Annotated in this window: 8 protein-coding genes; 5 read left to right on the top strand and 3 right to left on the bottom strand. The window is 71.1% G+C overall.

The window, feature by feature from the left end; translation table 11 throughout:
• Nucleotides 1-7: 7 nt before the first annotated feature.
• The 3 genes from QTI45_RS13590 to ppc form a co-directional block, all read right to left on the bottom strand.
• Nucleotides 8-8,185, bottom strand: coding sequence for a glycoside hydrolase family 94 protein (locus tag QTI45_RS13590; protein ID WP_286368346.1), 8,178 nt, complete (start codon nt 8,183-8,185; stop codon nt 8-10).
• Complete coding sequence (locus QTI45_RS13585; RefSeq protein WP_286368347.1) at nt 8,182-8,400, bottom strand: hypothetical protein; 219 nt, start codon at nt 8,398-8,400, stop codon at nt 8,182-8,184. Before QTI45_RS13585 ends, QTI45_RS13590 begins: the two co-directional genes overlap by 4 nt.
• Before the next feature lie 163 nt (nt 8,401-8,563).
• Entirely contained in the window at nt 8,564-11,410 is a 2,847-nt protein-coding gene (gene ppc, locus QTI45_RS13580) for a phosphoenolpyruvate carboxylase (RefSeq protein WP_286368348.1), read from the bottom strand.
• 95 nt (nt 11,411-11,505) lie between these two features.
• On the opposite strand from ppc, the gene hemC reads away from it, so the two are divergent.
• The 5 genes from hemC to QTI45_RS13555 all read left to right on the top strand — a co-directional run bounded on the left by hemC (nt 11,506) and on the right by QTI45_RS13555 (nt 16,955).
• Nucleotides 11,506-12,399, top strand: a complete 894-nt coding sequence (gene hemC, locus QTI45_RS13575; RefSeq protein WP_286368349.1) for a hydroxymethylbilane synthase — start codon at nt 11,506-11,508, stop codon at nt 12,397-12,399.
• A gap of 19 nt (nt 12,400-12,418) precedes the next feature.
• Nucleotides 12,419-13,177: a uroporphyrinogen-III synthase gene (locus QTI45_RS13570; RefSeq protein WP_286368350.1), complete on the top strand. Its 759-nt coding sequence runs from the start codon at nt 12,419-12,421 to the stop codon at nt 13,175-13,177.
• Complete coding sequence (locus tag QTI45_RS13565; RefSeq protein WP_286368351.1) at nt 13,174-14,253, top strand: uroporphyrinogen-III C-methyltransferase; 1,080 nt, start codon at nt 13,174-13,176, stop codon at nt 14,251-14,253. The genes QTI45_RS13570 and QTI45_RS13565 overlap by 4 nt, the downstream gene beginning before the upstream one ends.
• A gap of 15 nt (nt 14,254-14,268) precedes the next feature.
• On the top strand, nt 14,269-15,552 hold the full coding sequence (locus QTI45_RS13560; protein ID WP_286368352.1) for a heme biosynthesis protein HemY: 1,284 nt from the start codon (nt 14,269-14,271) through the stop codon (nt 15,550-15,552).
• Between the two features lie 245 nt (nt 15,553-15,797).
• Nucleotides 15,798-16,955, top strand: coding sequence for a polysaccharide biosynthesis/export family protein (locus QTI45_RS13555; protein WP_286368353.1), 1,158 nt, complete (start codon nt 15,798-15,800; stop codon nt 16,953-16,955).
• Nucleotides 16,956-16,963: the final 8 nt, after the last annotated feature.

The following is a 16,963-nucleotide window of genomic DNA, read 5'->3' as shown; positions in this document are numbered from 1 at the left end:
GCTTCATTCAGCGCAGCGGGCCGATCTGCACGATCGCGCCATCCGGCCACATCCGCCAGATCACCCATTCGCCGACCGCCGCCCGGTGCGTCGCCGGCTCGGCGCCCGCCTGTCCGTGGCGCAGCGTGAAGCGCTTGCCCGCCAGCCGCAGCGCGATCTCGAAACCCGGCCAGTGCGAAGGCACGCGCGGCGTCACGGCCAGCTGGTCGCCGCGCACCGAGAGGCCCAGCAGGGTCTCGACGGCCGCCCGCTGCAGCCATGCGGCCGAGCCGGTGTACCAGCTCCAGCCGCCGCGCCCCGCGTAGGGCGCGGCGCTGTAGACGTCGCCCGCCATCACGTAGGGCTCGATCTCGTAGGCCGGGCCGCGCTCGGGATGGCGCGACCGGTGTGCCGGGCTCAAGCCCTCGAAGGTCTGCCATGCGCCTTCGATGTCGCCGTGCAGCGCCTGCGCCATCAGCGCCCAGACGGCCGCATGCGCGTACTGGCCGCCGTTCTCGCGCACGCCGGGCGGATAGGCCTGGATGTAGCCGGGGTTGTTCGTCGAATGCGCCAGTGGCGGATCGAGCAGCTTCATCAGGCCCAGGCGCTGGTCGTGCAGATGCGCGTTCATCGAGGCCAGCGCGGGCCCGGTGTGTGCGTCGTTCGAGGCGCCCGAGAGCACCGACCACGCCTGCGCGATCAGGTCGATGGCGCATTCGTGGTTGATCGACGAGCCCAGCGGGGCGCCGTTGTCGAAAAAGGCGCGCCGGAACCAGGCCCCGTCCCAGCCGGCGGCGTGCAGCGCGGTGATCCATCCCTGGCGGGCGTCCAGCCAGCGCCTGGCGCGCGCGCCCTCGCCGCGTGCCAGGGCGAAGGGCGCGAAGCGCTCGACCACGCTGCACAGGAACCAGGCCAGCCAGACCGACTCGCCGCGGCCTTCGTGGCCGACCCGGTTCATGCCGTCGTTCCAGTCGCCGGTGCCCATCAGCGGCAGGCCGTGCGCGCCGGTCGCCAGGCTCTTGTCGATGGCGCGGGCGCCATGCTCGTACACGCTCGCGCTCTGCTCGCTGATGCGCGGCGGGTAGTAGGCATCCTCGGCGCCATCGGCGATTCCGGGACCCTCGAGGAAGGGCACCCGCTCGTCGAGCACCGAGCGGTCCGCGCTGACCTCCACGTAGTGGGCCGCGGCATAGGGCAGCCACAGCAGGTCGTCCGAGAAATGGGTGCGCACCCCGGCGCCGCCCGGCATGTGCCACCAGTGCTGGACGTCGCCCTCGGGGAACTGGCGCGCCGCATTGACGAGGATCTGCTCGCGCAGGCGCGCCGGGTCGGTCAGCGCGAAGGCCATCGCGTCCTGCAGCTGGTCGCGAAAGCCGAAGGCGCCGCCGGCCTGGTAGAAGCCGGCCTTGGCCCAGAGCCTGCAGGACAGGGTCTGGTACGTCAGCCAGCGGTTCACCATCGCGTCGAACAGCGGGTCGGGCGTGCGCACCTGCAGCCGGCCCAGCAATTCGTCCCAGAAGCCGCGCGCCTGCGCCAGGGCCTCGTCGATATCGCGCTGCTGCCAGTGGCGCGCCATCCGCAGCGCGGCATCGGCGTCGTCGGCATGCCCCAGCATGAAGCAGAAGCTGGCGCTCGCGCCGGCCGCCAGGCTGAACTCGCCCGCTACGGCGGCGCAGGCATCGAGGCCGCTGCCCGCGCGCCCGGCCAGGCCGTCGGGCAACTCGATGCGGCCGTGGCCGGCGAAGAACTCGCTGCGGTCGCAGGTCCATTGGGTGGCGCCGCCCAGGCCGCCGATGGCGACGAAGGCGGTGCTGCCGCCGAAGCCGGCGCTCGACTCGCGCTGCTGGCCGAACACCGCCGGCAGCTCTTCGGACTTCCAGGTGTGGACCGTTCGCCGTTCGCCGCGCGCCGCGCCGAGCTGCCACTCGACCATGGCGAGGGCGCGCAGCCGGCGCGCAGCGACGCCTTCGTTGCGCAGCTTCACCTGCACCAGCTTGATGCGTTCGTCGCGGTCGACGAAGAAGGTGGTCTCGAGCACCACGCTGCGGTGCAGGCATTCGAACACCGTGTAGCCCTGGCCGTGCCGCACGCGGTGACTGGCGGCAGCGCCGCCCCGGCCGGCCGGGGTCAGCGGCAGCAGTTCGCGGCTGTCGAGATCCTGCAGCAGGTAGTGCTCGAAGGCCGGGTCCTGCACCGGATCGTTGGACCAGGGCGTGACCTGGTGCAGCCGGCTGTTGGCGGCCCAGGTGTAGCCGGAGCCCGATTCGGAGACCTGGAAGCCGAAGCCGGCGTTGGCGATGACGTTGACCCAGGGCCGCGCGCTGCGGCGATCGGCATCGACCTCGAAGCGGAACTCGCCGCTCTGCGCATCGAAGCTGCCTTGCGGCGTGGTCGCCGTGCCGGCCGCGGGCGCCGGAGCCGGAAGCCTTGCGATGGCCGCTTGCGGGGTCGCGGCCGCGCTTTCGGATGCGCCCGCCGATTCGCGCAGCGCCGCCACCTGGGCCTCCAGCGTTCGTCCGTCGGCGGTGAACACCGCCCGCGCCAGGCTCGACAGCGCCGCCTTCTCGGCCGGCGTCAGCTCGGCATCGCGCAGCAGGTAGAAGCCGGCCGCGTCGTTGCGCGGAAAGCTGTTCTGCGTCTGCTGGGCGACCCGGCTGCGCAGCGCCTCGATCTCGCGCTGCAGCGGCATCAGGTAGGAGTGCGGCTCGCCGTTGATCACCACCAGGTCGCAGGCGACGCCGCCGAAGCCCCACCAGGGCTGGGCCCGCAACAGCGTGTCGACCAGGCCCTTGCCGGCCATCGAATGGATCATCACGAGCACGATCGGCTTGTCGCCCGAGATGCCGAAGCGCCAGATCTGGCGCAGGTCGATCAGGCCGCGGTCGCGCATGGTGCGCGGCGTGGTGTAGGTCAGGATGGTCGTGAGGTCCTGCAGCGCGAGATTCTTCGCCGGGTCGATGCTGAGGTCGCGCAGCCGCACCTGCGCCAGCGTGGCCGCCATGCGGGTCGCGCGCTCCACGTGCATCGGCTGCAGGTAGCGGTCGATGGAGGGCATCAGGGCCTCGATGCTGTCGCCGGCCGCGGTCGCGAAAGTCAGGCGCGCGCTGGCGCCGGGCGCGATCGACAGCGTGACGCGCAGGCAGGCGATCGGATCGAGCCCGTTGACCGGCGTGCCGCCGGCCGCCAACGGCTGGGCGTCCAGTGCGGGATCGGCCAGCGTCCGGTTGCGCCCGATGAAGGCGCGGCGGTCGGTCATGCAGGCCACGGCCAGCACCTGCGCATCGACCGCGGCGACGAAGTGCGCGGCGGCCACCACCGGGTCGCCGTGCAGGCGCGGCTTGCGTGCCATCAGCAGCGCGCGCCAGCCCGGCTCCCAGCGGCTGTCGACGAACAGGTTGGCGAAGGCCGGATGGGCCTCGTCGGCCTTCGGGTTCGACAGCACCGGCTCGAAGTACGAGATCAGCTCGAGCGTACGGGTCTGGCTGCCGGTGTTGTGCAGTTCGACCGTGCGCAGTTCGGTGTCGTCCTCCGGGCTGATGAGCACGGTGGTGCGCGCCTGCAGCCCCGGGCCGGCGGCTTCGAACTGCACCTGGTCGGCCAGGAAGCGCGTGCTGTAGCGCCAGTCGGGGCCGGGCGCCGGCAGCGCGGTCAGCGAGCTGAGCGCGTGGGTCTGCGTGTCGCGCACATAGAAGAAGGTGCCGTAGCCGTCGCGCAGCGGGTCGTCGCGCCAGCGGCTGACATTGAACGAGCGCCATCGGCTGACGCCGGCGCCGTTGGCGCGCAACGCCACCGTGTAGCGGCCGTTCGACAGCAGATGGGTCGGCTGGAAGCCGGCGACCATCGGATCGACCGTGCGCGGCTGGAACACCGGTGCCGCCTCGCCGGTGGCAGGCTCGGGCGGGGTGCGGGGATCGGCGTTGCCGATGATCTGCCGCGGCGTGCGCTCGTGCAGCAGCGAGGCGTGCGCCTGCACCAGCGGTGCGCTGCCGAACCAGCGGCGCGGCGCGTCGCCGCGCATCGTGTTGCACAGCGCCACGAGCGACATGCCCTGGTGGTGTGCCATCACGTTGCGCACCACGGTGAAGGCCTGGCCTTCGGGCTGGCGCGAGACCGTGAAGTCGATCGCGTCGTAGAAGCCGAACTCTCCGCGCGCCCCGAGCGCTTCGAGCCGCAGCAGGTTGGCGATGGCGTCGGCCGGCACGATCGCCGCCGCCATCGCGCTGGCATAGGGGGCCACCACGCGATCGGCCGGCGGCGTGCGGCGCAGCGCGAGCCGCGGCACGCCGAAGGGCGAGTACTGGTAGGCCAGCGAGTGGTCCTGCGCGAAGTAGGCGGATTCGGAGACGCCCCAGGGCAGGTTCTGCGCGCTGCCGAAGGCCTGCTGTTCCGCGATCGCGGCGCGCATCGCGACCTCGAGCAGGCCGCCCGCCGGCTCGGCCATGACCAGCGTCGGCATCAGGTACTCGAACATCGAGCCCGACCAGGACTTGAGTCCGGGTCGTACGCCGACCGACATGAAGGGGCGGCCGAGCGCCATCCAATGGCGCCGCGGCACGTCGCCCTTGGCGATCGCGAGGAAGCTCAGCAGGCGCGATTCCGAGGCCAGCAGGTCGTAGTAGCTGGCATCGAGCAGGTTGTCGTCGACCCTGAGCCCGATATGGAACAGGTGGCGCTTGCTGTCGTAGAGGCCGCTGAAGTCCATTCCGGCGCAGAGGGTCTCGCAGCGTTGCGCCAGCGCTTCGAGCATCGCGCCGGCCGCGGCGTCGCTGCTTTCGGCGGCGAAGCTGCGGCAGGCCTGCGCCACCGCGATCAGGTGGCCGGCGAGGTTGCCGCTGTCGACGCTGGACACGTAGGCCGGCGGCAGCTTCTGCAGGCTGCGGGTGTCGTACCAGTTGTAGAGATGGCCCTGGTGCTTGTCGAGCCGGTCGATGGCATCGAGCGTGGCGGTCAGCCGGCCGCCCAGCGCCGGCGTGCCGATCCAGCCGAACTCGCGCGCGCAGCAGCAGGCCAGCAGGTACATGCCGATGTTGGTCGGCGAGGTGCGGTGCGCGACGGCCGGCTCGGGCTCGAACTGCAGGTTGTCGGGCGGCAGGTGGTTGTCATCGGGGCCGACGACGTGCTCGAAGAAGCGCCAGCAGTCGCGCGCCAAGGTCTCGAGGTAGCGCTGGTGCTCGCTGTCGAGCGGGTTCGCGGGGCCGGCCGGTGTGCGGCTGCTCCACCAGGCCGCGACCGGTGCCAGGGCCCACAGCATGAAGAGCGAGGCGCCGAGCCAGGGATGCGGACTCCAGAGCGATGCCAGCGCGAGTGCGAAGCAGGCCGTGCTGGCGAGCGCCGAGCCGCGCACGAAGTCGCCCAGTGCATAGCGCGCCTGCGCCTGGGCCTGATCGGCGGTGGTCCATTCGAGCAGGTGCCTGCGGCTGGCCAGCAAGCGCCAGATCGCCCGTGCGCTGGCATCGAGCAGCAGCCGCGCCTGCGCCGCCAGCTGCACGAACTGCCAGCCGGCGCCGGCCAGCGCACGCAGCAGCTCGGCGGCGCCGACATCGAAGAAATGCGGCAGCTCGATCGAGCGTCGCGTCGGCACCAGCCCTGCCAGCGCGCCCAGCAGCGGGCCGAGCACCAGGGCCGCGGCGACGGCGGCGAGCGCCCACGACAGCGGCAGCGAATCCGTGAAGACGACCCAGGCGAGCAGGGCGGCGGAGGCCGGCACCACCAGTGCGCGCCGCAGGTTGTCGCTCATCTTCCAGAGGCCCAGCACATCGATGCCGAAGCGCCGCGGGCGCAGCATCAGTGGCAGCAGCTGCCAGTCGCCGCGGGTCCAGCGGTGCACGCGCGAGGCAGCGACCCCGGCGTGGTGCGGATGGTCCTCGACCAGTGTCAGGTCGCCCACCACCGCACAGCGCGCGACCACGCCTTCGAGCAGGTCGTGGCTGAGCACCGCGCCCTCGGGCAGCCGGCGGTCGAGCGTGGCGTGCACGGCCTGCACGTCGAGCAGCCCCTTGCCGGTGAAGGAGCCGGTGCCGAAGACGTCCTGGTAGATGTCGGAGGCGCTGTTGCTGTAGGGGTCGAGCCCGCACTGGCCGGCGAACATCCAGTGGAACAGCGAACGCTCGTGGCGCTCCGGAAACGGCGTCACGATGCGGGGCTGGAAGATGCCGAAGCCGGCCGCGACGCGGCCGCCCGCGGCATCGATCTGCGGCGCGTTCAGCGGGTGCGCCGCCACCGCCACCAGTTCGCGCAGCGTGCCGGCAGGTAGTCCGGTGTCGCTGTCGAGCGTCATCACGTAGGGAATGCGGGCCGCCAGCCCGGCGCCGGCGGCTTGCGGCACGAAGCCGCTGGCGTCACCGGTGGCGAGCAGGCGCAGCAGCATTTCGAGCTTGCCGCGCTTGCGCTCCCAGCCCATCCAGCGCTGCTCGGTCTCGGACCAGCTGCGCGGCCTGTGCAGCAGCAGGAAGCGCGGGTGGGGGCCCGGGGCAGGGTAGGTGTCGTTGAGGGCGGCGATCCGGCGCAGGGCGTCGTCGAGCAGCAGCGAATCGCCGGGCATCGAGGCCTGGTCGGCATCGGTCCAGTCGGTCAGCAGCGCGAACTGGGCCTGCTCCTCCCGGTTCGCGAGCCAGTGCAGCTCGAGCCGCCGGGCCAGCTGGGCGTTGGCCTCGATCGAGCTCGACATCGAGGGCACCACGACCAGCACCCGGTGCGCCTGCGGAATGCCGTCCGCGAACTCGAGCCGGGGCAGGGCCCGGACCCGGGTCGATTCGGCGACGATGCGGTGCACCAGCGCGATCACCGCCTCGGACAGCGGCCACGCGAGCAGCACCAGGGCCACCACCGAGGTCCAGCCGGCCGGCCAGCCATTGCGGTTCAGGCCATGCACCGCGGCGGCCAGCAGCAGCGCGGTGCCGGCGGTGATGGCCATCGCGTAGATCGCAAGGCGCCAGTTGCCGGACAGGCGGCGTCGCCGCGCCGCGCTGGCCCTGCCATCGGCGCGTGCCGGCGCCAGCGCGGAGACCAAGGCCGGGCGGCCTTCACCGAACAGGTAGTAGCCGGCGGTCCGTTCGGCCTCCGACCCGCGGCTGGCCTGCTCGTCTTCGCCGCCCGTGGCACCGTCGGCCGCCTCCGACGCCAGGCTGACCACGGCCCGGGCCACCTCGCGCTCGGTCCGGCGCGCACTGCGCGCCACCTGTTCCATCGCCTGCGTGATCTGCTGGCGCGTGAGCTCGCTCTCGCGGCCGAAGCTCGGCAACTCGCGCAGCACCCGCAGCGAGCGGCTCACGGGTTCGATCAGGTCGGCCCAGTCGACCTGGCCGATCATCCGCAGCGTCGTGATGATGTTGCCGACCGTGAGGTTGGCTGCGGCCTGCGCGGTCTGGGCGGCGGCGATCAGCGCCGGGCCGTTCGGGCAATGCTGCTCGCACCACTTGACGAGCGCGGGCGGATGCTCGCCGTGCTCGACCGGCAGCCGCTGCCAGAGCTGGGTGAGGTAGCTGTCCTGCATGCCGCGGCTCTGCAGCGCGCGCAGGAGCACGTCGAGCTCGTGCGACGACAGCGAATCGGCCGCGTCCCAGGCCGCATGCGCGACCTCGCGCGCCACCTTGTTCTCGGCGATGCTCTCGGCCACGCGGCGCAGGTTCTCCAGCAGCACCACGCGCAGCGTGGTCGGCAGCGCCCACAGTTCGCCGAGGGTGAGTTCGTCGATGTCCTGGTAGGCATCCAGGAAGGCCGTGAACAGCGCCTTGTTGAGCACGCTGTCGGTGTGGGCCACATAGGCCCAGGCGATGCCGTAGACCCGCGGCAGTCCGGCCAGCGGCGCCGCCGCGAGCTTCGGCAGGCGTGCGTAGTAGCGGCGCGGCACGCCCTCGCGGATCTGCTGCAGCTGCGCCTCCACGAGGTGGAAGTTGTCGAGCAGCCATTCGGCTGCCGGCGTCACGTAGCGTCCGCTCTGCGAGATCAGCGCGATGTAGTCGAAGGCGCTGCGCAGCGACTCGAGGTTCTTGTCGACGCGCGGGAAGAAGGGCGCGCTGTCGCCGCGCGAGGTCCCGGTCTGCACCACCTGGGCCCGCGCCAGGCTGTGGCCATGCTGCGCGAAGCGCTGGGCGCCGAACAGTTCGGCGCGGATCGGCGCTTCGACCGGCTCGTGCGGTCCGAGGAGAAGCTCGCGCGCGTACCGGCTGAGGGTGTCGAGCCGGTCGACGACCGCCGCGGCGCTCAAGCGAACGCGAACAGTCCGATGGCGAGCATGCCGGCCACGCAGGCCATCGTGACGATGCGTCCAGCGGCGACCGAACGCACCTGCTGCAGATGACTGCGGACCGCGAACCATCGCCCCTGGGCGCGCGCGCAATGTCGCATGTGCAAGGCCAGCGCGTCGAAGTCACCGCTGACGAAGTCGATCGGGGAACGGGCAAGCGATTGCGGGGATGACATGGCGGAGTTTCCTGTGAACGACCCTGAAGCCGCCGCGCGATTGCGAGAGCTGTGAACGTCAGGGCAGGGTACTCCGTGCGCGATGGCCTTTTTTATCTGCTTCGCCGTGAATGGGTGTAGGAGATCGCGGACAGGACCCGCTCTCGCCTCGCCGTCCGGTGCCTCAACCGGTGTTGCGCAAGCCCGCCGCCACCCCGTTGATCGACATGTGGATGCCCTTCTGCAGCCGCTCGTCGACCTGGCCCGCGCGGTAGCGTCGCATCAGTTCGACCTGCAGGTGGTGCAGCGGATCGATGTAGGGGAAGCGGTGCCGGATCGATCGCTGCATGTCGGCATTGCCCTCCAGCCGCTGCTTGGCGCCCGTGATCAGCGCCAGCGCGTCGGAGGTGCGGTGCCATTCGGCCTCGATCATCGAGAACACCTTCTGCCGCAGCTTCTTCTCGGCCACGAGCTCCGAGTAGCGCGAGGCCAGCGCCAGATCGCTCTTGGCGAGCACCATGTCCATGTTCGACAGCAGGGTGCGAAAGAAGGGCCACTGCGCGTACATCCGCTGCAGCAGCGCCTGCCGCTCCTTGCGCGCGGCCGGGTTGGCAGCCTGTGCGAGAAAGCGCTCGATCGCCGAGCCGAAGCCGTACCAGCCCGGCAGGGTCAGCCGGCACTGGCCCCAGCTGAAGCTCCAGGGCACCGCGCGCAGGTCCTCGATGCTGCGGCTCGGGTTGCGCGAGGCCGGGCGCGAACCGATGTTGAGCTCGGCGATCTCGCGGATCGGCGTGGCGCTGAAGAAATAGTCGCCGAAGCCCGGCGTCTCGTAGACCAGCGCCCGGTAGGCCGCCATGCTGGCGGCCGACAACTCGGCCGCCGCAGCGACGAAGGTGGCGGGCGCGGCCTTGGCGGTCGGCAGCAGCGTGGCCTCGAGCGTCGCCGCCACCAGGGTCTCGAGGTTGCGGCGGCCGATCTCGCTGTTGGCGTATTTGGAGCCGATCACCTCGCCCTGTTCGGTCAGGCGGATCTGGCCGCGCACGGTGCCCGGGGGCTGCGCGAGGATCGCCTGGTAGCTCGGGCCGCCGCCGCGCCCCACGGTACCGCCGCGCCCGTGGAACATCCGCAGGCTGATCGGCACCCCGCTGTGCGCATTGAGGTCGTCGAACAGCGCCACCAGCGCCAGCCCCGCGCGGTACAGCTCCCAGTTGCTGGTGAAGATGCCGCCGTCCTTGTTGCTGTCGCTGTAGCCCAGCATCACGTCCTGCTCGGCGCCCGAGCGCTGGATCAGCGCGTGGATGCCCGGCAGCGCGTAGAAGGCCCGCACGATCGGCGCCGCGTTGCGCAGGTCCTCGATGGTTTCGAACAGGGGCACGACGATCAGGTCGCAGGTGGCGTTGTCCGCCAGGGTGCCGCGCAGCAGGCCCACTTCCTTCTGGAGCAGGAAAGCTTCAAGCAGGTCGCTCACGGTTTCGGTGTGGCTGATGATGTAGTGGCGGATCGCCGCGGCGCCGAAGCGCGCGCGTGCGGTGCGGGCGGCGGCGAAGATCGCGAGCTCGCTGCTGGCCAGCGGCGAGTAGTCGGCATCGGGCACCCGCAGCGGCCGGGCATCGTCGAGCAGGCGCAGCAGCAGCGCCTGCTTGTCTTCCTCGGCCAGCGAGGCGTAGCCGGGTTCGATGCGCGCGGTGGCCAGCAGCTCGGCCACCACCGCCTCGTGCTTGTCCGAGCTCTGGCGCAGGTCGACGGTCGCCAGGTGGAAGCCGAACACCTCGACCGCGCGGATCAGCGGATGCAGGCGCGGCGTCGCCAGCACGGTGCCGTGCTTGTCGGCCAGCGATTCCTCGATGGTGCGCAGGTCGGCCAGGAACTCCTCGGCCGTGTGGTACGGGTTCTGCGGCTTCACGGCGTGGCGCGCCGCCTCGCCGCCCGTGAGCTCGCGCAAGGTGGCCGCCAGCCGCGAATAGATGCCGGTCAGCGCGCGGCGGTAGGGTTCGTCGACCCGGTGCTCGTTCTTGTCGGGCGAGCGCTCGGCCAGCGCCTGCATCTCGACCGAGACGTCGACCAGCGTGGCCGACAGCGACAGCTCGCCGCCCAGGTAGTGAACCTCGGTCAGGTAGTGGCGCAGCGCCAGCTCGCTCTGCCGGCGCAGCGCGTACTCGAGCGTCTCGGCGGTCACGTTCGGATTGCCGTCGCGGTCGCCGCCGATCCACTGGCCCATGCGCAGGAAGGGCGCCACCGAGGGCACGCTGCCGCCGTGGGCCAGCGCCTTCTCGAGCTCGGCGTAGACCCGCGGGATCTCGCGCAGGAAGGTCGCCTCGTAGTAGCTCAGCGCGTTCTCGATCTCGTCGGCCACGGTCAGCTTGGAGAAGCGCAGCAGGCGCGTCTGCCACAGCTGGGTCACGCGGGTGCGCAGCTGGCGCTCGTTGTCGGCGTACTCGATCGGCGTCAGCGCATCCTTGGCCGCAGCGAAGGCGCGCTGGCGCAGCGCGATCTCGTCGCGGGCCGTGAGCAGCTGCGCGATGGCGCGCTCGGCATCGAGGATGCTCTTGCGCTGCACCTCGGTCGGGTGCGCGGTGAGCACCGGCGACACATAGCTGTGGGCCAGCGACTCGACCACCGCCTCGGGCTTGATGCCGGCCTTGCGGATGCGTGCCAGCGCGATCTCCAGGCTGCCCTCGGCGCTGTCGCCGGCGCGCTCGGCCTCGGTGTGGCGGCGGATCTGGTGCCGGTCCTCGGCCAGGTTGGCCAGGTGGCTGAAGTAGGTGAAGGCGCGGATCACGCTCACGGTCTCGGCCGCGCTGAGCCCCTTCAGCAGGTTCTTGAGGGCCCGGTCGGCCGCATGGTCGGCATCGCGCCGGAAGGCCACCGACAGGGTCCGGATCTTCTCCACCAGCGCGTAGCTGTCGTCTCCCTCCTGTTCGCGGATCACGTCGCCCAGGATGCGGCCCAGGAGCCGGATGTCGGCGATCAGGGGCAGGTCTTCGTCACGGGTCCGGCGCTTCGCGGCAACCGGTGCGGGGCTCGTCTTCATTCGGAACTTCTCCTCGTGGGCTGGGGACATGCCTGCGTTGCTGCGGCGCAACATGCTAGCATCCCGCGGGTCTCTCTTTCATACGGAAAACGGTCTTGAGCAACATCGTCATCGCCACGCGCGAAAGCCGCCTGGCCATGTGGCAGGCCGAACACGTCAAGGCGCTCCTGCAAGAACAGGGCCATGCGGTGGAACTGCTGGGCATGACCACCCGGGGCGACCAGATCCTCGATCGCTCGCTCAGCAAGGTCGGCGGCAAGGGCCTGTTCGTCAAGGAGCTCGAACTCGCGCTCGAAGAAGGCCGCGCCGACATCGCGGTGCATTCCCTCAAGGATGTGCCGATGGACCTGCCCGAGGGCTTCATGCTGGCCTGCGTGCTCGAGCGCGAGGACCCGCGCGATGCGCTGGTGTCGCCCCGCCATGCCTCGCTCGCCGAACTGCCGCAGGGCGCGGTGGTCGGCACCTCGAGCCTGCGTCGCGTGGTGCTCCTGCGTGCGCTCAGGCCCGACCTGCGCATCGAGCCCCTGCGCGGCAACCTCGACACCCGGCTGCGCAAGCTCGACGAGGGCCAGTACGACGCCATCGTGCTCGCAGCCGCCGGCCTCAAGCGGCTCGGCCTCGAAGACCGCATCCGCGAGTGCTTCGAGCCCGACACGATGCTGCCGGCCGCAGGGCAGGGCGCGCTCGGCATCGAGATCCGTTCCGACCGTGCCGACCTGCTGGCGCTGCTGGCGCCCCTGGACAGCCGGGCCGACGCTCTCGCGACCGCGGCCGAACGCGCCGTGAGCCGCGCCATGGGCGGCAGCTGCTCGATGCCGCTGGCCGCGCACGCGCGCTGGCAGCCCGACGGCCGGCTGCGCATCGACGCCGCCCTCGGCGACCCCGAAGGCACGGCGCCGCTGCTGCAGGCGCAGCTGGTGGCCGAGGCCGGCGATCCGGCGCAGGCCACCGCCCTGGGCGAAGCGGCGGCGCGGCTGCTGCAGAAATGAGGCGCGATCCCGCTTGCCGATGCTGCTGATCACACGACCGGCCAGGGAAGCCGCACGCTGGGTGGACGATTTGCGTGCGGCCGGCCTGGAGGCGGCGGCGCTGCCGCTGATCGCGATCGCGCCGCTCGACGATCCGGCGCCGCTGCGCGCCGCCTGGCAGCGGCTGGCCGACTGCGACGCGCTGATGTTCGTCAGTGCCGCGGCGGCCCGGAACTTCTTCCGCGGCATCGATGTCCGGCTGCCCGCGCGGCTGCGCTGCTGGGCCACCGGCCCCGGCACCGTCCGTGGCCTGCGCGAGGCCGGCGTGCCGGCATCGGCGATCGACGCGCCACCGGCCGATGCGCCGCAGTTCGACTCCGAGAGCCTGTGGCGCATCGTCGCGCCGCAGGTGGGTCCGGGCTTCAAGGTCCTGATCGTCCGCGGCGGCGACGCCGCGGGGCAGGCCACGGGCCGCGATTGGCTGGCGCGCGAAATCGCGTCCGCCGGCGGCATTTGCGATGCGGTGGCCGCCTACCGTCGGCTGCCGCCGACCTTCGGCGACACCGAGCTCCGGCTCGCGGCGGAGGGCGCCAGCGGTGCCGCGACCTGGCTCTTCAGCAGCTCGGAGGCGATCGCCAACCTGTGCCGCCTGCTGCCCGACGTGGCCTGGCAGCAGGCGCGCGCGATCGCCACCCACGAGCGCATCGCCGAGGCCGCGCGGGCCGCCGGTTTCGGCCGCGTCCAGGTCTGCCGGCCCTCGCTGTCGGCGGTGGTCGCGTCGATAGAATCCCTGACATGAGCGACGCTCCCGTCTTCAACGAGCCCCTGCCCGACCCTGCGTTGCGCGCACCGCTGCCGGCCCCCCTGCCGGCCGGCCACGCGGCCGCGGCGGTGCTGCTCTCGCGGCTCGCCTTCGGCCTGCTCGCCCTCATTGCCATCGTCGCGTTGCTGGTCGGCCTGGCGCTCTGGCAGAAAGTCAGCGGCATGCAGGAGCAGTTGGCGCGGCAGAGCGCCGATGCCCTGGCGCAGTCGATGGAGGCCCGCACCCTGGCGCGCCAGGCGCAGGAAGTGGTGCGCGACACGGCGGCCCGGCTGGCGCTGGCCGAGACCCGGGTCGGCGAGGTGGCGCTGCAGCGCTCCCAGCTCGAGGAACTGATGCAGAGCCTCTCGCGCTCGCGCGACGAGAACCTGGTGATCGACATCGAGGCCGCCGTGCGGCTGGCGCTGCAGCAGGCACAGGTCACCGGCAACGTGCAGCCGCTGCTGGCCGCGCTGAAGGCGGGCGACCTGCGCATCGCGCGCGCCGCGCAGCCGCGGCTGGCGCCGCTGCAGCGCGCCATGCAGCACGATGCGGATCGCCTGCGCAGCAGCGCCAGCGCCGACAACACCGATGCGCTGCAGAAGCTCGACGAACTCATGCGCGTGGTGGACGACCTGCCGGCGCTCAATGCCGTCGCCGTCCGCGGCGGCGGGCTCGATGCCTGGCAGGTCGAGCCCCTGCCTGCCGATGCGCCCTGGTGGCAGCGCTTTCTCATGATGGTGCGCACCGAGGCGCGCTCGCTGCTGCGGGTCGGCCGCATCGAGCGGCCCGAGGCCGTGCTGCTGACGCCCGAACAGACCTTCTTCCTGCGCGAGAACCTCAAGCTCAAGCTGCTCAATGCCCGCCTGGCCCTGCTGTCGAGGCAGGTCGACACGGCGCGCGGCGAGATGGCCACGGTGTCGGCATCGATCAACCGCTATTTCGATCCGGCTTCGCGCCGGGTCCAGGCCGCGGCCACGCTGGTGCAGCAGGTGCAGGCTCAGATCCGTACCAGCGAGCCGCCGCGCGTCGACGAGACGCTGGCCGCGCTCGCCACGGCGGCGGCGGGGCGCTAGGGCGGGCCCGAAGCCATGCGCGCCGTCCTCTGGTTCCTCGCCCTGTTCGGCATCGCGGCCGCGGTGGCGCTGTTCGCCGGCAACAACCAGGGCACGATCACCGTCTTCTGGCCGCCCTGGCGGGTCGATCTGTCGCTGAACCTGGTGCTGGTGCTGCTGCTGGCCGTCTTCGTGTTTCTGCACCTGGCGCTGCGCGGCTTCTCGGCCCTGTTCTCGCTGCCCAAGCAGGCGCGCCAATGGCGGCTGCAGCAAAAGGAGCGGGCGCTGCATTCGGCGCTGCTCGACGCCGCGGCGCAACTGCTGGCCGGGCGCTTCTCGCGGGCGCGAAAGGCGGCGCAATCGGCGCTGGTGCAGGAGCGGCGGCTGGCCGCGCTCGATGCCCGGTTGCCGCAGGCGCTCCAGGTGCGCGTGCTGGCGCACCTGCTGGCGGCCGAGAGCGCGCAAGCGCTGCAGGATCGGCCGGCGCGCGATGCGCATCTTCAGCAGGCGCTCAACGAGAGCTCCGAGCGCGCTGCGATGGTGGCGCCGGAAACCCGCGAGGGCGTGCAGCTGCGTGCCGCCCGCTGGGCGCTCGACGACCGCGATGCGCCGGCGGCCCTGGCGCGGCTTGCGGAACTGCCGCAGGGCGCGCAGCGGCGCACGCTGGCCTTGCGGCTTCGGCTCAAGGCCGCGCGCCAGGACCGGCGCACGCTCGAGGCGCTCGAGACCGCGCGGCTGTTGGCCAAGCACCGGGCTTTCTCCGATGCCGCGGCGCAGAGCATCGTGCGCGGGCTGGCCACCGAACTGCTGTCGGGTGCCCACGATCCGGCCCAGCTGCTGCGTGCCTGGAGCGAGTTCGAAAGCTCCGAGCGCGAAATGCCCGAGGTCGCGATCCACGCCGCACAGCGCATGGTGGCGCTGCGCGGCGACCTCACGCTGGCGCGCGCCTGGCTGCTGCCGATCTGGGACCGGATGGTCGAGCAGCCGCAGAGCCTGGGCGAATCCCTGCGCGTGAAACTGGTGCGGGCCCTGGAGGCCGGCCTCGATTCGGTCGACGCCGACTGGCTGGCGCGCATCGAATCCGCGCAACGGAACAATCCGCGCGACCCCAATCTCCAGTACCTGGCGGGCATGGCCTGCATGAAGCGGCAGCTGTGGGGCAAGGCGCAACAGTTGCTCACACAGGCCGGCCTGGGCTTGCAGGACACCAACCTACATCGCAGGGCCTGGCAGGCCCTGGCCCAACTGGCCGAAGCGCGCGATGACGCCGACCAGGCCTCCGCGGCCTGGAAGCGCGCGGCTCAAACCGAAAATCCCTGACAAAGCGTTGGCCGATGCGGCCTGGATGCTATTGAATTCGTAGCGCCAGGCACCTGTCCGTCTGTCACTTTGCGGCTTTTGCTGCTTCCAGAAGGCTCGCAATCGTGCTATTTGCGCGTTCTGCGGAAGTATTTATCAGCCGAAAGCAGTAATCCAATAAAGGGTTTGAGTCGCCCCCTGTCATGATGTACAGTCGTAACTGTTTGCAAAAGTATTCATTTCAGGGTCACGATGCGGAGCTGCAATTGAAGCATTTATTACTACATGCCGTGCTGCTGGCTTCGGTGGGCTTGCTGGTCCAGGGCTGCGCGCCGCTGGCGCCGGGTTTCCGCTCGGCCAGCAATGATGCCGCGCAGGCTGTCTCGCCCTCGGGCTTCTCGACGGCCGAGATCGATCCCCCGCCGGCCGGGGCCTTGACCGAGATCACGCCGACGCTGATCGCAGCGCATCGCGCGGCGGTCGGTCGGACCAAGCTCAGTCCCGAGGTGATGGCGTTGATGGGCACGGTCGGACCCTATCGGATCGGTCCGGGCGACGTGATCGGCATCGTCGTCTACGACCACCCCGAGATCTCGTTCAGTGCCAGTCCCCTCGGCGGCGGCGGGGATGGCGCGAGCGTCTCGCCGGCGCCCGGCTTCATCGTCTCCAGCACCGGCTACCTGAGCTTCCCGTATGTCGGTTCGCTGAAGGTCGATGGCATGACGGTCCAGGAACTCGAGGACGTGCTCGTGAAGCGCCTGTCCCGCGTCTACAAGGATCCGCAGCTTTTCGTCCGCATCCAGGCCTTCCGCAGCAAGCGCGCCTTCATGGACGGCGAGGTTCGCACGCCCGGGTTGATGCTGTTCTCCGACATTCCGATGACCTTGGCGGAGGCGCTCAATCGCGCCGGCGGGCTGACTGCGAACGGAGACCGTTCGGCGATCAACCTGACGCGAGAGGGCAAGACGATCCCCATCGACCTGATGGCAATGGCCGATGCCGGCATCGACCCGAGCCGGATTCCGCTGCGCCCCGGCGACCTGATCTATGCGCGCGGCCGCGACGAGCGAAAAGTCACCGTGATGGGCGAGACGACCGCGCAGACCGGCGTGCTGATGCGCAATGGCCGGCTGAGCCTGACCGATGCCCTGACCGAAGTGGCTGGCCTCAACCTGACCACCGCCAATCCGCGCCAGATCTACGTGATTCGCAACGAGGCGCAGGGCCAGTCGATCTTCCATCTCGACGCACGCACGCCGACGGCGATCGCGATGGCGGAGGGCTTCCCGCTGAGGCCGAAGGACGTGGTCTACGTCGACCCGGTGCCGCTGGTGCAGTGGAACCGCGTCCTGAACCTGATCCTGCCGACCGCCACCACGGCGATCACGTACCAGTCCGTGGGTACTACCGCCACCGGCCGCTAGCCGCAACC

This window comes from Variovorax saccharolyticus (assembly GCF_030316765.1).
Classification (GTDB): domain Bacteria; phylum Pseudomonadota; class Gammaproteobacteria; order Burkholderiales; family Burkholderiaceae_C; genus Variovorax; species Variovorax saccharolyticus.
This window is presented reverse-complemented; position numbering and strand designations above follow the sequence as displayed.

What these genes read in the sequence shown, in the direction of transcription:
- ppc (WP_286368348.1), bottom strand. Translation starts at nt 11,410, where the DNA reads ATGAAGACGAGCCCCGCACCGGTTGCCGCGAAGCGCCGGACCCGTGAC.
- QTI45_RS13570 (WP_286368350.1), top strand. Translation starts at nt 12,419, where the DNA reads ATGCTGCTGATCACACGACCGGCCAGGGAAGCCGCACGCTGGGTGGAC.
- QTI45_RS13560 (WP_286368352.1), top strand. Translation starts at nt 14,269, where the DNA reads ATGCGCGCCGTCCTCTGGTTCCTCGCCCTGTTCGGCATCGCGGCCGCG.
- QTI45_RS13585 (WP_286368347.1), bottom strand. Translation starts at nt 8,400, where the DNA reads ATGTCATCCCCGCAATCGCTTGCCCGTTCCCCGATCGACTTCGTCAGC.
- QTI45_RS13565 (WP_286368351.1), top strand. Translation starts at nt 13,174, where the DNA reads ATGAGCGACGCTCCCGTCTTCAACGAGCCCCTGCCCGACCCTGCGTTG.